Below are 17,845 nucleotides of genomic sequence, written 5' to 3' on the forward strand. Positions count from 1 at the left end.
AGTACCTCCTCATCAAGTCCCCACTAGTAGATTAATTAAGAAATCCCTGCCCAGTTCTTAAAAGTTATTCAACCTCTACGCACACGATTTTATTTTTATCCTTGCAATTAATAGTTATGAATGCACCACTACGCGTCTATCTTAATCAAAGTCATTAATTTACAAAATCGCAAAAAAACAAGTTAACAGCTCTAATGGTTTCATGCCGGCGGAAATGCCTTGTTGGGGAACCTTCCCTAAAAAATATGTAATTTTAAATTAAACACTTGTAGAGCCAATATATTTAATTTTTAGAGTTAATTTTCAAATAAAAAAACCAACCCAATAAGGGTCGGTTTTTTTGTCCTACTTCATCCTTTATTCTACATTTTAAAATAATAATTTTATTATTTTTCATTTTTTTTTGTTTAATTTATTAAGATAAAAATCAATTAAATTAACACCATTTTTTTTCGCCATTTTTATTGCAATCATATTTTTAAAAACTTTTTCACTATATGATTTAGCACCATATCCTTTTAATCATTTTACATTATGCGAAATTTTTGGTTCGGTACAAGAACCCATATATTAATCCTCTTGCATCAAGTATATTCAAGTAGCAAATTCTATCTCTTGTTAATTTGATGATAACATCATTTTTAACAAATGCAACTATTTTTTAAAAAATAAAATTATTTTATAAATATACTTATTTTATAAATATACTTTAATTTAACCATATTTAAGCACACTAAAAAGGATTTATTAAGAATTTTAATAAATTTATTTAATATTCTGTAAAAATATTTCTTTTGCATTTATTCAATTTAAACAGGGCCGTATTTTTTCATTAATTACATCATTAACTACTCAATTTAATCGTTTATGACTAACTTTATTAAAATCAGTTCCAAAAGGAAATCAGTGTCTTAATTCACTATTCATATATTAAATTAAAGGTTTTTGGCGAGGTTTACCAGCATCACAAAAATATATTTGTGTTTCAGCGAATATTTCTAATTCTCTTCATTTATAAAATTCTCTTCCTCTGTCAGTTATTACGTCTTTTATTTTACCTGTATACTGTAAAACTAAACGATAAAAAGTTAATAAAACTATAACAAATTAAAAATAATATTTTTAATATTTTAAAATTAAATATAACAAAAAAAATAGATTTTATTAACAATACACAAATATTAATTTAATTTGAAAAAATTTTTTTAAAATATTGTCTTGATGTAAAATTTCCCAAACAAGGTCTAATTGTAGTTAATCAAGTTGGCATAATACATCTCCTTTCATAAATTAAAAAATTGAAATTTGTAAAATCGCTCCGCTCGTTATTGCTTTGCTCCATTAAAAAACACTATTTAATAAATTATCCGTTAATAAATTACGCGGAATAATTTATTCTTTACTTTTTAATTTCAATATTTTTTTTGCAATCTTATTAACAGTATTAATAACAATATCTTTACCATACTTTTTCACTAGCGACTGCAAAATAAAATATTGCTTTGTTTGCATAATTTCAACCTCCTATAATTAACTTAAAAAAGTTAATTAAATTAATAGTTAACTTTTTATCGGTTGGCATTTACAATTTACAACCCATTAAATTATTTATTTTAACTAATTCTTTAAACTTTTCAAAAACTTCATTAGCAGTATGATTTTCTAATTTTATTGCAAAGTATTTTTTACTTGATTGTTATACTAAAACTAAAAGAGAAGATTGATGATTTTTACCAACAACAGTATCCATTTCAAATCATCCAACATTAGAAAATTTATTTTCAATGTTTCAAATTGACTTAAAATTAGTTAATTAACAAAGATTATCAGATTTTCCTTTTGTTTTATATTTTTTTACCACGATGACATAAATTTTCTTTTTTTAATCCAAACTCGCCCAAACGAACTCATTTATAAAAAGTTTTAACACAAGCAGGAAATTTAACACCAAATTTTAAAAAATAACGATAAATAAGTTGCTCAGGTGTATTACGATATTTATTAAATCTAATTTGAATAAAATTTAATTGTTCTTCTGTAAATTCAGGTATTTTTTTAATACATTTTTTTCGTTTTTTATAATAATCTTTATGTGATTCAACTGCTGTATAATCTTCTATTTTTTTAAATCTATTAATTTCTCTTTTAACAATATTAATTCCACGATTTGTTTATCGTGCTATTTCTGACATATTAATTGTTCCATTTTTCTTTTTACAAGCATTAGAAAATAATAAATCTTCAAATAAATATCTTTCATCAAATTTTACATGTATATATTTTTTCACTTTTTTCTGTCTCCAATCTTTTTAAAGTTATTTATACACTATTTTTTAAAAAACTATTGACAATTATTTTTAAAATTATACAATTAAATAATAAGTAAGTAATAAATTTTGTCTCTGAAATCTGTTTATATCATAAAAAGAAAGTAATTAATTTTACTTTCTTTTTATTTTGATGTAAAATAAACATAATAAAAATAATGTTAAGTTCTTTAATACATTTTGCTACGTTTTTAGTTCTTGATAAGTTTGTTTTATAATCTCTTATTTAACCATATTGTTTAAATAATAGCAATTTTAATATGCAAAAAGGAGCAAAAAATGAAAGAATTTAATCCAAAAACTGCAAGTTTACGAACATTTTATCGTAAAATAGATGAATTTTGGCAAAATAAATCACCTGATGAACCATATACTTTAAATGATTTAACCAATAAATTAAGACTTTCTAACAGATGACGATATGAAAATTACAAGATCGAAAAGATAGTTTCTTTGCTTGAACGACAAGTTGATAAAATTGAAAGTTAATTAATTTGAAATATGTTAGATGAAAATCATATTCCTTATACTATTAATTTATCAAATTTTACTTTTACTTTATCAAATGGTAGCAAAATATATTGTAAAGGTTTACATTCACCAAGTCGAAAAGAAAAATTAAAAGCTTTTGCTGATTTGAATAAATATAAATTAGTTATTGATTGAAGAGAAGAATGTGACCAATTTTAACAAAAAGATTTAAATGATTTAGAATTTGCTATTCGTTGTTATCAAAATAAAATAACAATTAATACTTGTAATCCTGAAAGTTTAAAAAGATATATTGTTGGTTATTGTAATGAATTATTACCTTTTAATGAAGAAATAATGCATAGTAAATATGAACAAATTAAATATATTGAAAAATGAAATATTAAAATCATTATTCTAATTGAAGACTTAATTATGAATTACCACAAGATAAAGTTAATGAACAATTAAGATTATAACAATTAGATATTGAAAGAGCAAGAGTATGAAGTTGAGGTTTACCAGGTAATACTAGTGGTTCAATTTTTGCAAGATATATTGATATTATGCAAGCAACAGATATTATACAACCAACAAAATTATTGGGTGGAGTTGACTTAGCAAACTCTACTAGTCCAAAAGGACATACAACAGCAGCTAGTTTTTGAATATATAATTCATTTAATAAAAAAGCATATAAAGTAGCAGAATATACACATTCAAATGCTAACCAACAATTTAAAGGATCATTAGAACAAGTAAAAGATATTTTAGAGTTTTATAATAATCAATTAAATCAATATTTTATAATTTAATACAACAAGGTATATCAATTAATGTTGATGATAGTGCTTATGCAATATTAGAAAGTTTAAATCGAGAAAAATATAATTATAGTTTTGGTCAATATATGACATTTAAACCAGCACAAAAACAAAAATTTAAAGTAAAGAATCGTATTGAAGCATTTACAATGTTAATAAATACTAATCAATTAAAATGATTATGAGAAAAATGTCCTGTAAGTAAAAATCAATATGAATTAATTCAATGAGAAGATAAAGAAGATTTAAGGGAAGAAAGAATGCTAGACTTATATGATGATACATTTGATAGTGATTTTTATGCTTTACATTTTGAATTAATATCAATGGTTAAACATATGGTTAAACATAATAATTCATCAGATTATAAATTATGACAACAAAGGGAGTTAATAACTTAATGAAAAAAGATATTTATGTAATACATGATGAGCGTGTAATAAATGCAAAAATACCATATATGTCTGTTTGTGGACAAGTTAAAAAAAGACTTTGTCAAGAATTAAAAAAAGATAATATTGCAATATGTAAATTAAATTTATATAACGAATATATTAAAAAATATAAAAAAGTTAAAGTATGTGTAAAAGTTTTATCAAATGAACCCAGTTTATTAACTGTAAATATAATTAATTATGGACTTATTTTAAAATTAAAGGAGCAAAATAATAATGAATAATAATACATACCCTTCTTTACCAAACTTAAATGATATTAATAGTGTTTTAAAATATTATAATTATGATTGAACAATTAATTTAGCAAATATTATTGCTTGCCATCAAATGCGTTTAGTAAATGGTAAAGATATATTATTTAAGTCCCATCGTAAAGACATTTTAGAAAAATTAAATTGATGATATGAAACTTATAAAATAAAAGAGAAATTAGATAAAAATGAATTAACAGCAAGTTTAATGGGTAAAACTATTTCTAATTTATTAGAAACTAGTGATGGTAATATTGATTTATGAATTAACCCATTTAACTTTACTTCAAGAGTAAGTAAAATAAATGAAATTGAACAAGGTGCTGATATTTGATTAAATTATCATCAATCAGATAGTGGTTTTATTTTAAATTTAATTTGTACTAAAGATAAAATAATTATTAAAGGTTGACCTAAAAATAATGAAGTAGTTGTTTGTCAAAGTAAAACACAAATTAAAGATTATGTTAAACCTATTTTAGTACAAGAATTTAAAAATAAATTAGGTATTATTACTTTTTGAGAAATGATAAATGAACCTAATCAATTATTTTTATCAATATCAACTACATTAAATCCATGACCTACAATGTTAAATTGTTATAAATTACAATTTGATTTAGAAGATAGTTTTAATATTAAATCAAAAGAAAGATATGCAAATCGTACACATTGATATGGTCAATTAGATGATAATTTAATGACTGCTTATAATAATGGTAATAAAAAAGTATTACAAGATGTATTTAGTGATATTTTTATTCAATCGGGTCAAACAGCAGCAGATGGAACATCATCTCAATCTTTACAAGTAGTACAAGGTACACCAATTTTAGAAACATATACACAAGACCAAAAATCTATTATTGAACAAGTATATATAGCATGTAATTTTTCTAGTCCTTTTGGTGATGCTTCAGATAGTGAAGAAAATAAAACACAATCATTAATAAAAAAAACAAAAGACTTAGAAAAACAAGCTTATTTACAATCATATCGTAAACAATATTATACTAAGATGTTTGATATTGTTTTTAAATATTATGGTTTATGAGATGGAAATGGTGAATGTCCTTATGGTTTTGATTTTGTTAGTGCTAGTTTGGTTGACCAAATGCGACAAAATGAATTAATTACTGCTAGATTAGACAATGGAACAATGGAACCAATAAGAGCAATTACTGAATATGATAATATTGATAAATTAGAAGCAACTAAATATTATGAAAAAATTGAAAAATGACAAGATAAAATGCAAGCAAAAGAAATAGAAAATAATAATAAATTACTAGAATATGATGAAACTGGTAATAATCAAAATGCTTTTCAAGGTAGAACAGAAATTAAGGAGGATTAATAAATGACAATTAGCCCAGCCGCTATGGCATATTTAAGAACAAGAGCAGGTGTTACTGCAATAGATATAAGGGAAAGTATAAAAGAATATCGACATTGAATGGTATTTCCTTTTAATGTTTATAGTTCATATATTCCTGATACAGAAACAGGTTGAAAACCTAATAATGCTAAAACAAGTGATTATGGAACTTATACTTGTATATTTGATAATATGGAAAGTACTATTGCACAATGACAAGGTAGTTTAAAAATAGTTCAAAAATATAAAGGTAAAGAAATTAATATTTTAACTATTGATGATTTTAAAAAGCAACCAGTTGACTCAACAATATGAGCAAATAATGAAACACCATTTGCTATAAAATTAAAAGATGAAAATTAAAATGATTATTGAAAATTAATTGATGGTGAAAATATTTATGATATTAATAGAATGTTAGAATATTTAAAACAATATAAATTAAGTTATTTTATAAATAATGATAATAAAGCAGATAATTTTTATACAAAAGAAGTTAAAGTTGGTAAATATTGAGATGCTTATATGATTGATGATAGAAGTTTAATTCAGTTTGGTGATGCTAAATTTGAACAAGTATTTACTCAGCAATCAACAGAAAGACAATATACTTTATTAATTTTAGATGAAGATTCTTAAAAATTAAATATTAATGATTATTATAATTTTTATACTGTATTTAATGACTTTGGTTTAAATATTGGTGGTGATATTAATTCTGCCCCACAAGATAGGCAATTATTATATCCATCAAATGTTATTAATTATTATTCATTAGAAGATGGCAGTTTCTTATGACAAGAAATTACTTTTTCAAGTATTAATGACAAAATTAGTCATAGTGGTTTATCAGTAATACAATTTATACAAACAAGTGCTCCTGGTGAAGGTTATTGTTTTCCTAAAATAACTTATGATAAAAAACTAAATAAAGGCATTGTTGAATTAGATAATATTTTAATAAAAGACCCTGTGTAGAAACTCGTATTAAAACTGAAACTGAAAAACAATATGAAGAAAAAATTAATAATTATCAGTCAAAAATAAAAGAATATGAGTTATCACAAGTACCACAAGAAAATCGTAAATTAGTTGAAGAACTATTAAATAGTGGTAAAGATATGGAATATATTAAAACTAACTTTAAAGATTTAATTGAGAAAAAACCACAATTAGATATGAAAAACCTAATGAATGGTGGAATTCAAATTAAAGATGAAAATATGTTTATTGAAGAATTATCACAAAAAATTAAAGAAAATTTACAAGATAATCATAATATTCCTATTAATGAAAGAATTAAAAACTTAGTTCAAAAAGAATATCAGAAAGGAAAATAAAATATGGCATCAATTATAGGATTACATGAAGGATTTGTTATTGGAAATGGAGTAGCAAACTTAACAAAAGAAGGACATTTATTATTATCAGCACAAGAAATGAGAGTAAAAGATATTTTATCAAATCCTGATTATTATACTTTTCATCGCTTAACAGCAACAGCACAATCAAGTCCTAATATGGAAAGTGCAGATTATGCATTTGCAATTTATACAATACCTTACCTGAACGATTATTTTATGGTGATAGTGAATGAAATCATGAAAAAGGAAATCCAAAACAAAATCAAAATGCTAAGCGTGGTCGTTTAGTAATTGATCATACAATCGGATTAAAAACACAATGAAGAAGATTTGATTTAGATCGTTTAAAAAATACTGATCCATCATTGCGAGGTGAATTAGTAGCAAAATGAACTGGTTCAATTACAGAAAATATGATGTTTAATTTAGAATTATACTTTTTAAAAGGTGTAATTGATAATTATATTGCTAGATCAAAATTTAATTCTAATTATGCTTTTGTTTATGATACAAGTACAATTAAAACTCAACAAGATGCATTAGATTTAATGTATAAATTAGCACATCGTATGACTGATGAAACAAGAAAAATTAACGCATCTCAAATTGGTACAAATACTAGTGACTGATAAATAATTTGAGAACCACATTCATATTTAGATTTAACACGAGCATATACTCAATTAGTTGGTGAAAGTATTTCAGAAAATACAATGGTAACAGGTACTTTATTCCAAGATAAAGTAATGGTTTATATGATTTCTAAATCATTATGATTAGGGCAAGAAATTAAACCGTTATATGGTAAAACAACAGATGGAAAATTACAATACCTAAAATACCAGCAATTAAATTACCTATTGGTAAATGTTTAGAAAAAGTTTATAAAATTCCAAGTTATATCTTATATTTAATATTATTTGGTTGATTAATATTTCGTAAGTATTTAAAAAAACATAATGTTAATATTTGTCATAATTGTAAACAAACAATAGAACAAGTAGCAAGTTGAAATCAATATTGTCTTAAAAAAAGATGAAATAAATAACATTTAAAAAAATAACCCTAGTTGGTTATTTTTTATTTTGTAATATTAATTCTAATTTATCATCTTTACAAATAATTAAATTCTTTTCACCATATTTATTTATTAAATATTCTCAGTCTCAGGTTGAATTAATATTTACATTTTTAACATCAATACCAGTTATATATTCACCAAATCAGTTTTTACATGGACGATTACCTTTTTTGTACGATAACATAAAATAAATTTATTCATTTTTATTATTTCCTTTATTGTGTTTTATATAAAAATTAATAATATGTTCTATTCGTTGTGAGTTGGTATATAATTCAGGTAATTCATTTCAAACTTTTTCTTGTTTTTCATTTAAGTAAACATTAATATTACGAATTAATTTTCTTTTCATAAATAATCTCCTTTAAAAAAATAATGTAGTTTGGATGCTATTTAATCTTTGTTTTGCTAATTTATAATATTTTTTATTAATTTCTATACCAATTCAATGCCGACTTAATTGTTCACAAGCAATAGCAGTTGTTCCACTTCCTAAAAAACAATCTAATACAGTATCGCCAACTTTACTATGTTTATTAATTTGTAATTTAATTAAATTAATATCTTTAACAGTAGGGTGTTTAATTGTTCCTATAAATTGATTATTACTATTTGTTATTTGATAAACAGTCTGCATATCTTGATTTCAAACATTACTATAAGAAATTGGTTTATTATAAATATATAAACATAATTCTTTATCTTTACGATATGCATTATTATTAGGTGCATCATTTGTTTTTTGATAAATTATTAATTCAAATTTTAAATTATAATTTTCAATTTCAATTAAATATTCTTTTAATTGTTGTTTTGATAAATAAATTATAAAATTTGGTTTTTTAATAATTCGCATTCATTCTTTAAAATATGATGGTATATCAAAACTATCAATAAATTCACCTTGTAAAAATTCAAGTTCTCTTTTCCGAATTTGATATTGAATATTAGAACAATTAGGATCTTGCATTTTTTTTAAATTATATTCAATATGCTTTTCTTTATTTTTTAATTTTTTAGCAATATCGGGGTAAAGGTAAGGTGGATCAGTTAATATTAAATCAATACTTTTATTAGGTATTATTTTTAATATTTCTAAACTATCACCTAAATATAATTTACCTAAATTAGTTTTCATAATTAGCAATAATAATAGCATCACGAAGATGATTACTTATTTTTTCATTATTATAAAATCAACTTTTACTATATTCATAAGTTAATGAATTATCTTTTTCATAAACTGCTGTTATTTTCTGATATTTACTTAAATTTTCCATATTTTTAACAACTGACTTAGTATGGCGTGGTGATACTCAATTAATTTCAAGTTGTAAATCATTTAATTTAATTTCTAATGCACCTACTAATCGTAATAAATCATCTCTATCTTTTGAACCATTAGCATTTGTTGGTAAACAATTTTCAATACTAATTTCATATGAATTTTTATATCTAAATTCAGAAAATACATCTATTATAAATTTTAATTGTTTTAATCAATTATTATATATAATTTCAATTTTTCTAATAACTTTATTATCTTCATATACAACAATAGCAGTAGTACCAGTTCCTGATGGGTCAATACCTACTTTTATCAAGTTGCTCAATCCTCATCGTTCGTTATTATTAACTACTGGTGTTACATTTGATATATCATCTTCTTTAACGACATTATCATTTGTGTCTGCTATTTCTGGATAAGATGGGGTATTTATTTATTTGATAATGGTTCATCGCTAATTTGCCCCTTATTTTTGGCGAAATTAATATCTTTAAATGAAATATATTCAAAATTACCATCTTCTTTAATTTCTTTTTCATCTAAATCAATATCAGATATATCAAGCCCTATCTCTAATGCTAATTTACGATATAATTTTGCTTCAACCATTTCTTTTGGTCATTTATTTCAAGGTGAATATTCACTATTTCCACTCGGACTACTATTTTTTAATCGTTCAATATCTGCTTTTCTTAATAAAATACCTTGATAATTACCATTTTTATCTTTTGCAAAAGCATAAGCACCAATAATCTCATTATAATCACTAGTATTTGCATTAAAATTAATTTCATGTATTTTAGGACATGAATTTAAACTATCTCATTCAAATTTCTCACCTTTAAAAATAATTGCTTTTCTTGGACTATATCCTGCTTCTTCAATTCTTTTACAATAAACTTTGCTATCAATAACAGTAGTTAATTTATTTTTAAATGGAATAATATTAAAATCTTTTCCAAAAATTAACCCTTTATTACTTAATTTAATAATACCTAATGCTGTAATTTTAGTATTATCAGCAGTATTAACTAACTGCATATAACTTTGTCCATTTTTCATTTTTAATTCTTCAAGTGCTAAAATATTTTCTTTTAAATATTTATCATTAACTTTTAATTCATATTTAATAATTGCACCTTTAATATATTGTTGTAATTCAGTTATCATTTTATTTCACTCCTTTATTTATTTTGAATTTAATACCTTTAATACCAATAGTATTAGTATTTACATTACTATCTCATTGTGCTTTAATTTCATTTTTAACAATTTTTTCATCAATAACTAAATAAGTTTTAATTAATTGAACTAATTCATATTGATTAGCATTTTCTAAAAAATCATTATCAATGCCCAGTATTTCAATATCTTTTATTAATATTTTTTCTTTTATTAAATTAATACCAACTTTTTTTAATTCTTTTTGTTCTAATGATTTATCAATTTGCTCAATTTGTTCCATTACACGAACTTGTTCATCTTGAATTTGGTCTATATCAAGACCCATCTCAGGTGTTAAATTATTTGTTTTTTCAATTAATTCCTGTTTTTTTAATTCTTGTTCTTTTAAAAACTCTTGTTGCTTTTGTATGCGTGCTTGCGTCATATTATTATTAATTTCAACTCTATATCTTTCAATATAATTTCTATAATTAGTAATTATTTTTCCAATTCTATTATGTTCATCTAATAATTTTTGAATAAGTTCTAATCATTCTTTAAAAACAAAATTATTTTTAGTAATAGCACTTGGAATATCTTTTAAATATACATTTTGATAACCATTTAAAGCATAATGATTAATATGTCTAAAAATATACTCAGTTAATTCTTGTTTATTTTCTTCTTTAAATTTTTGAACATTATATGCTAAAATACTTTCATTTTTAAAATCATCTACTTTTAAAGGAAAATGAAATGTAATATTATTTACTGTATTTTTTACAATATCACTCATTTATTTCACCTCCTTATTAGGTAATTTTTTATATAAAGATTTATCTTTTATAATAAAAGTATCTTCTCTTCGACCATTTACATATTGACAATATTCATCAAAACCTTCTTTATATAATTGGCGTTGTTGTAAATCATATATTTCTAATACAAGTTTTTCTCACTCTTTATCTTTTTCAGCAAGTTCTTTTTTAAGTGTTTCATTTTCTGCTTTAAGTGCATCATTTTCTTCTTGTAATTTATCAAATTTAATTGATTCTGTTTTTGTCATTATTTATCCTCCTCAATAGTTAATTGTTCTAATAGTTATGAATGCACCACTACGCGTCTATCTTAATCAAAGTCATTAATTTACAAAATCGCAAAAAAACAAGTTAACAGCTCTAATGGTTTCATGCCGGCGGAAATGCCTTGTTGGGGAACCTTCCCTAAAAAATATGTAATTTTAAATTAAACACTTGTAGAGCCAATATATTTAATTTTTAAAGTTGTTTTATAAAATTTAAGGTTTTAAAAAAACAAAATTTTAATATTCAGTGTAATAAACATCTTCAAATCATTCTGTTTTTTCACGATGGTTAACTGTATGAAACTGCTTTGGTGTTCCACATTTACTACATTTAATAAAAGTATTTTTAGACATATTTTTTTCATCTCCTTTTTATGGTTGTTTTTAAATAAAAAAACCAACCCAATAAGGGTCGGTTTTTTTGTCCTACTTCATCCTTTATTCTACAAACTAAAAAAATTGAAATTTGCAAACTCTCGATCCGCTCGTTGTCGCTTTGCTTCTTTAAAAACACTATTGAATAAATTATTCGCTAATAAATTACGCGGAATAATTTATTCTTTTACTTTTTAATTTCAATTTTTTTTCCAATCTTATTAACAGTATTAATAACATTATCTTTACCATACTTTTTCACTAGAGACCTCAAAATAATATATTGCTTTGTTTGCATAATTTAAACTCCTTAATTAAAAATATTAAAAAAAAAATTACTTTCCAAAACTGTAAAAACCAAAAATACAAAATGTGTGTGGTTTATAGAAGGAAAATAATCCACAAACATACGATTCTTTATTTTTAGGAAAAGAACGTCAATTTACTTTGGAAAAATATAGTTATCGAAAAAAACTAATAGAAGGAGCAGAGTTTTTTGATCCAACTGAATTTTGATGAAAAGATATTAATAAATATTGATTTAGTTTTATAGCTGTTGGGTCTGATTATGCATATACTATTTAAGGAAAAGACGACGCTGTAAAAATTTTAGTTGAGGTAGAAATAAAAAAAATGATGTTCTAACTGAAATTTATATTTTATAAGAACAATCAATTTCAGCTACTGAATTTAAAGATATGACTAAAAAGGTTTTTAGTATGACAAATAAAGTTAATGATTGATTTTTAAAATACCATAAATTAAAAGAAGATTTAAAATATAGAATTGGGCATGATGCACAAACAGAAAAATTAATTATTAATCATAATTGAGATGAAAAAAAGTCTTGAAAATAGTATTAGTCGGATTTTGGTTATGGGTGAAAAAGGATGAAAAATAGTTGATCGAAATTTTACGATAAAACGCTAGTTATCTTCTGGAAGAATATATTTTTCAAAAAATTTAACTGTTACTAAAAATATTAATGGTGAAGATATAATTACAAAAAATATGGTTACCTATATGATGAATTATATAAATGTCTTAATTACGAAAAAACGAATATTAGGGACGAACGTCCTGGCTGAAATAAATTGGATGATATTAATGTATTTGAATGTACTTTGTCATTTTTTAGATTTAATTTAGTTGATTTAAAAATTAATAAAAAAGCTGTATAATTAATCTAACGATAGAACTGGTCTTAAATGTATATTATTTCCACAAAAATTATATATTTTATACTTGAATTTATAATTTATTGTTTGATATAATATAACTAATTAATAAAAGAGGAGTTTTATAAAATGATTGAGGATACAATAATTGCTCCAGCAACCGCAATGGTAAAGCAAGCAATTGCAATTATTCGCATGTCTGGAGTGGATAGTTATAAAATTATTAATAAAGTTTTTTCAAAAAAAATTATTCCACACGGAAATCAAATTTACTATGGTTATTTAAGAGATGGCAAAGAGATTATTGACCAAGTTATTTTAGTTTGTTTTCAAAAACCTAATTCTTTTACTGGAGAAAATATTATTGAAATTAATTGCCATGGTGGTGTATTAGTTACAAATAATATTATTAAGTTATTACTAAAAAATGGAGCACGTTTAGCAAATAAAGGTGAATTTTCACAACGAGCGTTTTTAAATAAAAAACTTAATTTAATTCAAACAGATGCTATTAATAACTTAGTTAATGCGACAAATGATACTAGTGCAAAAATAGCTTTGAATAATTTGCAAAATAAAAATACTTATTTAATTATTACATATCGTGATGAATTATTAGATATCATTGCAAATATTGAAGTAAATATTGATTATCCTGAATATGATGGTGTTGGTGATTTAACTACACAAGAATTAAACCAGCGGTTATTAATTTTAGAACAAAAAATTAATGATTTAGTTAAAATTAGTAAAGTTGGAAAAATGATTGATGATGGTATTAATGTCTTAATTTTAGGAAAGCCAAATGTTGGAAAATCATCATTATTAAATGCATTAATGAACGAAGATAAAGCTATTGTTTCTGATTTGCCAGGAACAACAAGAGATATTGTTGAAGGAAAGATTAATTTAGGACCATTAACATTAAATATTATTGATACAGCTGGCTTACGTGAGACAGTTGATAAAATTGAGCAAATTGGAATTGATAAAGCACGTCAACAAGTTATTAATGCTGATTTAATTTTAATTGTTGCTGATAATTATGCTGATTTAATGAATTTAAGTCCTGAACTTAAAAAACTAATTAAAAATAAAGAATATTTGTTAGTTTTAAATAAAAGCGATTTGCTTAATATGCAAGTACAAAATGAAAATTTGCAACAAAATATTTTTTTAATTTCAGCATTAAACCGAGATATCAAGTCTCTTATTGATAAAATTTTAAATTTATATAAAACAGCGCAGATTACAAAAGATGATCAACTAGTTTTGTCAAATATAAAACAAATTTCTTTATTAGAGAAAGTAGCAAATTCAATAAAAAATGCATATAATAATAGTATGAGTGGATTTCCGGTTGATATTATTAATGTTGACTTACATGAGGCTTGAGAAATATTGGGTGATATTCTAGGTGAAAACTATGAAGAAGACTTATTAACAACAATTTTTAGTAAGTATTGCCTAGGAAAATAGGAGGAAAATATGCAAGGAATTTTTGATACACATTGTCATTTAATGTCACATGAATATGAGAACGAAGAAACATCAGCAATAATAGCTGATGCTAAAATTAGTGGCGTGTTTTGAATTAATAATGTTGGTTATGATTTAGATTCTAGCCAAGCAGCAGTTCGTCATGCAATGCAGTATGATAATGTTTTTGCAACAATTGGGTTTCATCCAACTGATGTTGGTAAATATGGGTTTTCAGATTTAGAGAAATTAGATCAATTATTAAATAGTGATAAAGTAATTGCTGTTGGCGAAATTGGTTTAGATTATTTTCATAAAACTGTTTCTCCAGATTTACAAAAGCATTGATTTATTAAACAAATTGAATTAGCAAAACAACATAATATTCCACTTGCCATTCATTGCCGTGATGCTTATGAAGATTGTTATGAAATATTAAAAGAACAAAAAATAACACAAGGTTTGATGCATTGTTATAATGGAACAATTCAAATGGCTCAAAAATTCTTAGATTTAGGATTTTATCTTTCGTTTGCTGGTAATATTACTTTTAAAAATGCTCAGGAATTACGGGAAGTTGCTAAAATGGTACCATTAAATAAAATTTTAGTGGAAACTGATGCACCATATTTAACTCCTGATCCATATAGAGGGAAAAAGAATTATCCTAAATTTATTATGTATACAGTTAAAAAATTAGCAGAATTAAAGAATATGCCGGTTGAAGAAATGATTCGTATTACTAATAAGAATGCACGTAAGTTATTTAATTTTGATTAATTTTTAATTTTAAATTTAAAAATTACAATAAAAAAAATATTAGGTTAACCTAATATTTTTTTTGCTTCAATTTATTTTCTTTTTTTACCTAATGACGATAATAATCCTTTTTCCTGGAAATTATATAAACCATTTTCGATGTTTTTCTTAATTGTTTTTTCAAAGATTTTTGTTCCTTCGATAACACAATTTAATGGATCTGAAGCTATTTTGGTTGGTAATTGGAAAATATCAAAGAAATATTTATCAATATTTCTAATTAAAGCTCCTCCCCCACAAACTGTAATTCCATTTCTCATAATATCACCAGCTAATTCTGGTGGTGTATTTTCTAATAATTCAATTACTAAATCTGTAATTTTAGAAAATGCATTTAATAAAACATTTCTAATTTCTTCTGAAGATATTTTTGCTTCTTTTGGTAATCCCGAAACAATATCACGTCCGTAGATTTGCATTGATCTTTCGTTATGGTATTTAACTAATGAACCAATGAATTTTTTAACATCTTCAGCTGTTTTTTGCCCAATTGCAATATTATATTCTGAACGAATGTATTTACGAATGTCATCATCAAAATGATTTCCGGCAACTTTTATTGATCTTGAAACAACGATTTCACCTGATGAAATAATAGCTAAATCAGCTGTTCCTCCACCAATATCAATGATTAAATGACCTTGAGGTAATTCAACATTAATTCCTGCTCCTAAAGCAGCCATTTTAGCTTCTTCCTCAATGATAACTAATTCAGCGCCCATTTCTTTAGCAACATTTTTTAATGCTTCTCTTTCAAGTTCAGTAACTCCACTTGGACATGCTAATAATACAATAGCATTTTTTCAAATGTTCATCATTTTCATTCTTGAAAAGATATGTTTTAATAAATCTTGTGCAGCTTCCATGTCTGCGATAACTCCATCTATTAATGGTGTTACCATTCTAATATCTCCGTGTGTTTTTCCTACCATATCATAGGCAGCTTTCCCTAAAGCAATTAAACTATTAGTTTTATTGTTATAAGCCATTAATGATGGTTCATTGTAGACTACACCTTGTCCTGAAACATATGCTAAAACATTAGCAGTTCCTAAGTCAAGAGAAATAAATGGTCTAGTTTCTGGTCTCACGTTTTTGTCCTCCTTAACAATTTAATAACTATTATATAATCAATTAATTATTATTCTAGTAATTTAATTCTTTTACATGCATTGATTCTAATCTTAAGATATCAAAGATGTCTGATTCGAATTTTTTAGTTCCATTAATAACAGCTAATATTGGTTGTTCTCCAATTTTTGATGGTAATTGTAATGTATCTACAAAGTAACGATCAATCCCTTTTATTAAAGCTCCTCCCCCACAGATTGTAATTCCATTTCTGAAGATATCACCAGCTAATTCTGGTGGTGTTTCTTCTAACACTTGAACTGTTAGGTCAATAATTCTTGACACCGGTACTTTTAATACTTCTCTGATTTCTTCAGGTGTTACTTCAATTTCTCTTGGTAATCCTGAAACAACATCACGTCCATAAACTTTCATTCTTCTTTCGTCAGGGTATTTTGATAATGACCCAATTTCGATTTTAATTTGTTCAGCAGTTTTTGATCCAATTTCTAGACCATATTGTGAACGAATGAATTTTTGTGCTTCATCATTTAAGTAATTTCCAGCAACTTTAACTGATTTTGATAATACGATATCTCCTGAGGCCATAACAGCAATATCTGTTGTTCCTCCTCCCATATCAATCACTAGGTTTCCAGCAGGTTTGTAAATATCAACCCCGCCACCTAATGCGGCCATTTTAACTTCTTCTTCTACAAAAACTTTTGATGCTCCTAAGTTCATAGCAATTTTTTTCAAAGCAGCTTTTTCTAATTCAGTAATTACTGATGGACAAGCCAATAACATAATTGAATGTTTTAATTGTTTTGTAATACGTAGTTTTGTAAAAATATATCTTAATTGTGCTTCTGTTGCACGAATATCTGTAATAACCCCGTCAACCATTGGTCTAACAATACGAATTGACTTATTTCCTTTTCCGATCATTTTGTAAGCTTCGGCTCCTACAGCAATAATTCTGTTTTCTTTAATTCTGTAAGCAACAATTGAAGGTTCATTGTAAACTATTCCTGAACCTGAAACATATACTAATGTATTAGAAGTTCCTAAATCCATAGAAACGAAAGCCGGTTTTTTTGCACTATTAAATAAAGCCATGTAATTTTGTCCTCCTGTTTCTTGTTAAATTAATTAGTTAGATTAATATATTTTTGATTAATCAATAAAATGAATTGCAAGTCTCTATATTTATTTTCAGATATAGAATACAAT

The 17,845-nt window shown here is 24.4% G+C and carries 26 protein-coding genes and 2 pseudogenes; 16 read left to right on the forward strand and 12 right to left on the reverse strand.

Going from position 1 to position 17,845, the window contains the following annotated elements; all coding sequences use genetic code 4:
* Positions 1-369 precede the first annotated feature (369 nt).
* The 3 genes and pseudogenes from SKUN_RS00190 to SKUN_RS09980 all read right to left on the reverse strand — a co-directional run.
* Positions 370-567, reverse strand: a complete 198-nt coding sequence (locus SKUN_RS00190) for a hypothetical protein (protein ID WP_053390346.1) — start codon at positions 565-567, stop codon at positions 370-372.
* A gap of 198 nt (positions 568-765) precedes the next feature.
* Positions 766-1,059, reverse strand: a pseudogene (locus SKUN_RS08665) (IS30 family transposase); the annotation flags it as partial.
* 535 nt (positions 1,060-1,594) lie between these two features.
* Positions 1,595-2,288, reverse strand: a pseudogene (locus SKUN_RS09980) (IS30 family transposase); the annotation flags it as partial.
* A gap of 318 nt (positions 2,289-2,606) precedes the next feature.
* Here SKUN_RS09980 and SKUN_RS00195 point away from each other — a divergent pair.
* From SKUN_RS00195 to SKUN_RS08985, 12 genes are all read left to right on the forward strand, one after another.
* The gene (locus tag SKUN_RS00195) at positions 2,607-2,816 is read left to right on the forward strand and encodes a hypothetical protein (RefSeq protein ID WP_053390347.1); all 210 of its coding nucleotides are present in this window, start codon (positions 2,607-2,609) and stop codon (positions 2,814-2,816) included.
* Between the two features lie 12 nt (positions 2,817-2,828).
* Positions 2,829-3,017: a hypothetical protein gene (locus tag SKUN_RS00200; protein WP_053390348.1), complete on the forward strand. Its 189-nt coding sequence runs from the start codon at positions 2,829-2,831 to the stop codon at positions 3,015-3,017.
* Between the two features lie 347 nt (positions 3,018-3,364).
* Positions 3,365-3,613, forward strand: coding sequence for a hypothetical protein (locus tag SKUN_RS00205; RefSeq protein ID WP_053390349.1), 249 nt, complete (start codon positions 3,365-3,367; stop codon positions 3,611-3,613).
* A gap of 95 nt (positions 3,614-3,708) precedes the next feature.
* A complete protein-coding gene (locus SKUN_RS00210; protein ID WP_053390350.1) occupies positions 3,709-4,023 on the forward strand; it encodes a hypothetical protein in 315 nt (104 codons plus the stop codon).
* Complete coding sequence (locus SKUN_RS00215) at positions 4,023-4,301, forward strand: hypothetical protein (protein WP_053390351.1); 279 nt, start codon at positions 4,023-4,025, stop codon at positions 4,299-4,301. The genes SKUN_RS00210 and SKUN_RS00215 overlap by 1 nt, the downstream gene beginning before the upstream one ends.
* Entirely contained in the window at positions 4,294-5,688 is a 1,395-nt protein-coding gene (locus SKUN_RS00220; RefSeq protein ID WP_053390352.1) for a hypothetical protein, read from the forward strand. The genes SKUN_RS00215 and SKUN_RS00220 overlap by 8 nt, the downstream gene beginning before the upstream one ends.
* Before the next feature lie 3 nt (positions 5,689-5,691).
* Positions 5,692-6,072, forward strand: a complete 381-nt coding sequence (locus SKUN_RS00225) for a hypothetical protein (protein ID WP_053390353.1) — start codon at positions 5,692-5,694, stop codon at positions 6,070-6,072.
* Positions 6,073-6,123: 51 nt separating this feature from the next.
* A complete protein-coding gene (locus SKUN_RS00230; protein ID WP_053390354.1) occupies positions 6,124-6,348 on the forward strand; it encodes a hypothetical protein in 225 nt (74 codons plus the stop codon).
* 482 nt (positions 6,349-6,830) lie between these two features.
* Entirely contained in the window at positions 6,831-7,049 is a 219-nt protein-coding gene (locus SKUN_RS00235; protein WP_053390355.1) for a hypothetical protein, read from the forward strand.
* Positions 7,050-7,052: 3 nt separating this feature from the next.
* Complete coding sequence (locus tag SKUN_RS00240; RefSeq protein ID WP_053390356.1) at positions 7,053-7,361, forward strand: hypothetical protein; 309 nt, start codon at positions 7,053-7,055, stop codon at positions 7,359-7,361.
* Positions 7,362-7,438: 77 nt separating this feature from the next.
* Positions 7,439-7,705 carry a hypothetical protein gene (locus SKUN_RS00245; RefSeq protein WP_053390357.1) on the forward strand — a complete coding sequence of 89 codons (267 nt, stop codon included), beginning with the start codon at positions 7,439-7,441 and terminating at the stop codon, positions 7,703-7,705.
* An 81-nt stretch (positions 7,706-7,786) separates the two neighbouring features.
* Positions 7,787-7,948, forward strand: coding sequence for a hypothetical protein (locus tag SKUN_RS08985; RefSeq protein ID WP_158500719.1), 162 nt, complete (start codon positions 7,787-7,789; stop codon positions 7,946-7,948).
* A 198-nt stretch (positions 7,949-8,146) separates the two neighbouring features.
* On the opposite strand, the gene SKUN_RS00250 is transcribed toward SKUN_RS08985, so the two are convergent.
* From SKUN_RS00250 to SKUN_RS00275, 7 genes are all read right to left on the reverse strand, one after another.
* Positions 8,147-8,338 carry a hypothetical protein gene (locus SKUN_RS00250; RefSeq protein ID WP_053390358.1) on the reverse strand — a complete coding sequence of 64 codons (192 nt, stop codon included), beginning with the start codon at positions 8,336-8,338 and terminating at the stop codon, positions 8,147-8,149.
* Positions 8,339-8,347: 9 nt separating this feature from the next.
* Complete coding sequence (locus SKUN_RS08990; RefSeq protein WP_158500717.1) at positions 8,348-8,506, reverse strand: hypothetical protein; 159 nt, start codon at positions 8,504-8,506, stop codon at positions 8,348-8,350.
* A gap of 12 nt (positions 8,507-8,518) precedes the next feature.
* Positions 8,519-9,292 carry a DNA-methyltransferase gene (locus SKUN_RS00255; RefSeq protein ID WP_144416745.1) on the reverse strand — a complete coding sequence of 258 codons (774 nt, stop codon included), beginning with the start codon at positions 9,290-9,292 and terminating at the stop codon, positions 8,519-8,521.
* On the reverse strand, positions 9,282-9,758 hold the full coding sequence (locus tag SKUN_RS00260; protein ID WP_053390360.1) for a hypothetical protein: 477 nt from the start codon (positions 9,756-9,758) through the stop codon (positions 9,282-9,284). The genes SKUN_RS00255 and SKUN_RS00260 overlap by 11 nt, the downstream gene beginning before the upstream one ends.
* Before the next feature lie 113 nt (positions 9,759-9,871).
* The gene (locus tag SKUN_RS00265) at positions 9,872-10,612 is read right to left on the reverse strand and encodes a recombinase RecT (protein WP_053390361.1); all 741 of its coding nucleotides are present in this window, start codon (positions 10,610-10,612) and stop codon (positions 9,872-9,874) included.
* Between the two features lies 1 nt (position 10,613).
* Positions 10,614-11,402, reverse strand: a complete 789-nt coding sequence (locus tag SKUN_RS00270; RefSeq protein ID WP_053390362.1) for a hypothetical protein — start codon at positions 11,400-11,402, stop codon at positions 10,614-10,616.
* Positions 11,403-11,672 (reverse strand): hypothetical protein, encoded by a 270-nt coding sequence (locus SKUN_RS00275; RefSeq protein WP_053390363.1) that lies wholly within the window; start codon positions 11,670-11,672, stop codon positions 11,403-11,405.
* 840 nt (positions 11,673-12,512) lie between these two features.
* Here SKUN_RS00275 and SKUN_RS08995 point away from each other — a divergent pair.
* The 4 genes from SKUN_RS08995 (at position 12,513) to SKUN_RS00285 (ending at position 15,502) form a co-directional block, all read left to right on the forward strand.
* Positions 12,513-12,650 carry a hypothetical protein gene (locus SKUN_RS08995; protein WP_158500720.1) on the forward strand — a complete coding sequence of 46 codons (138 nt, stop codon included), beginning with the start codon at positions 12,513-12,515 and terminating at the stop codon, positions 12,648-12,650.
* A gap of 113 nt (positions 12,651-12,763) precedes the next feature.
* Complete coding sequence (locus tag SKUN_RS09000; RefSeq protein WP_158500721.1) at positions 12,764-12,922, forward strand: hypothetical protein; 159 nt, start codon at positions 12,764-12,766, stop codon at positions 12,920-12,922.
* 450 nt (positions 12,923-13,372) lie between these two features.
* Positions 13,373-14,722: a tRNA uridine-5-carboxymethylaminomethyl(34) synthesis GTPase MnmE gene (gene mnmE, locus SKUN_RS00280; RefSeq protein WP_053390364.1), complete on the forward strand. Its 1,350-nt coding sequence runs from the start codon at positions 13,373-13,375 to the stop codon at positions 14,720-14,722.
* A gap of 9 nt (positions 14,723-14,731) precedes the next feature.
* Entirely contained in the window at positions 14,732-15,502 is a 771-nt protein-coding gene (locus SKUN_RS00285) for a TatD family hydrolase (protein ID WP_053390365.1), read from the forward strand.
* Between the two features lie 71 nt (positions 15,503-15,573).
* Here the strand turns inward: SKUN_RS00285 and mreB (SKUN_RS00290) are convergent, their stop codons facing one another.
* On the reverse strand, positions 15,574-16,632 hold the full coding sequence (mreB, locus tag SKUN_RS00290) for a rod shape-determining protein (protein ID WP_053390366.1): 1,059 nt from the start codon (positions 16,630-16,632) through the stop codon (positions 15,574-15,576).
* Between the two features lie 55 nt (positions 16,633-16,687).
* A complete protein-coding gene (gene mreB / locus SKUN_RS00295; RefSeq protein WP_053390367.1) occupies positions 16,688-17,731 on the reverse strand; it encodes a rod shape-determining protein in 1,044 nt (347 codons plus the stop codon).
* Positions 17,732-17,845 lie beyond the last annotated feature (114 nt).

It is taken from the genome of Spiroplasma kunkelii CR2-3x (assembly GCF_001274875.1).
Classification (GTDB): domain Bacteria; phylum Bacillota_I; class Bacilli_A; order Mycoplasmatales; family Mycoplasmataceae; genus Spiroplasma; species Spiroplasma kunkelii.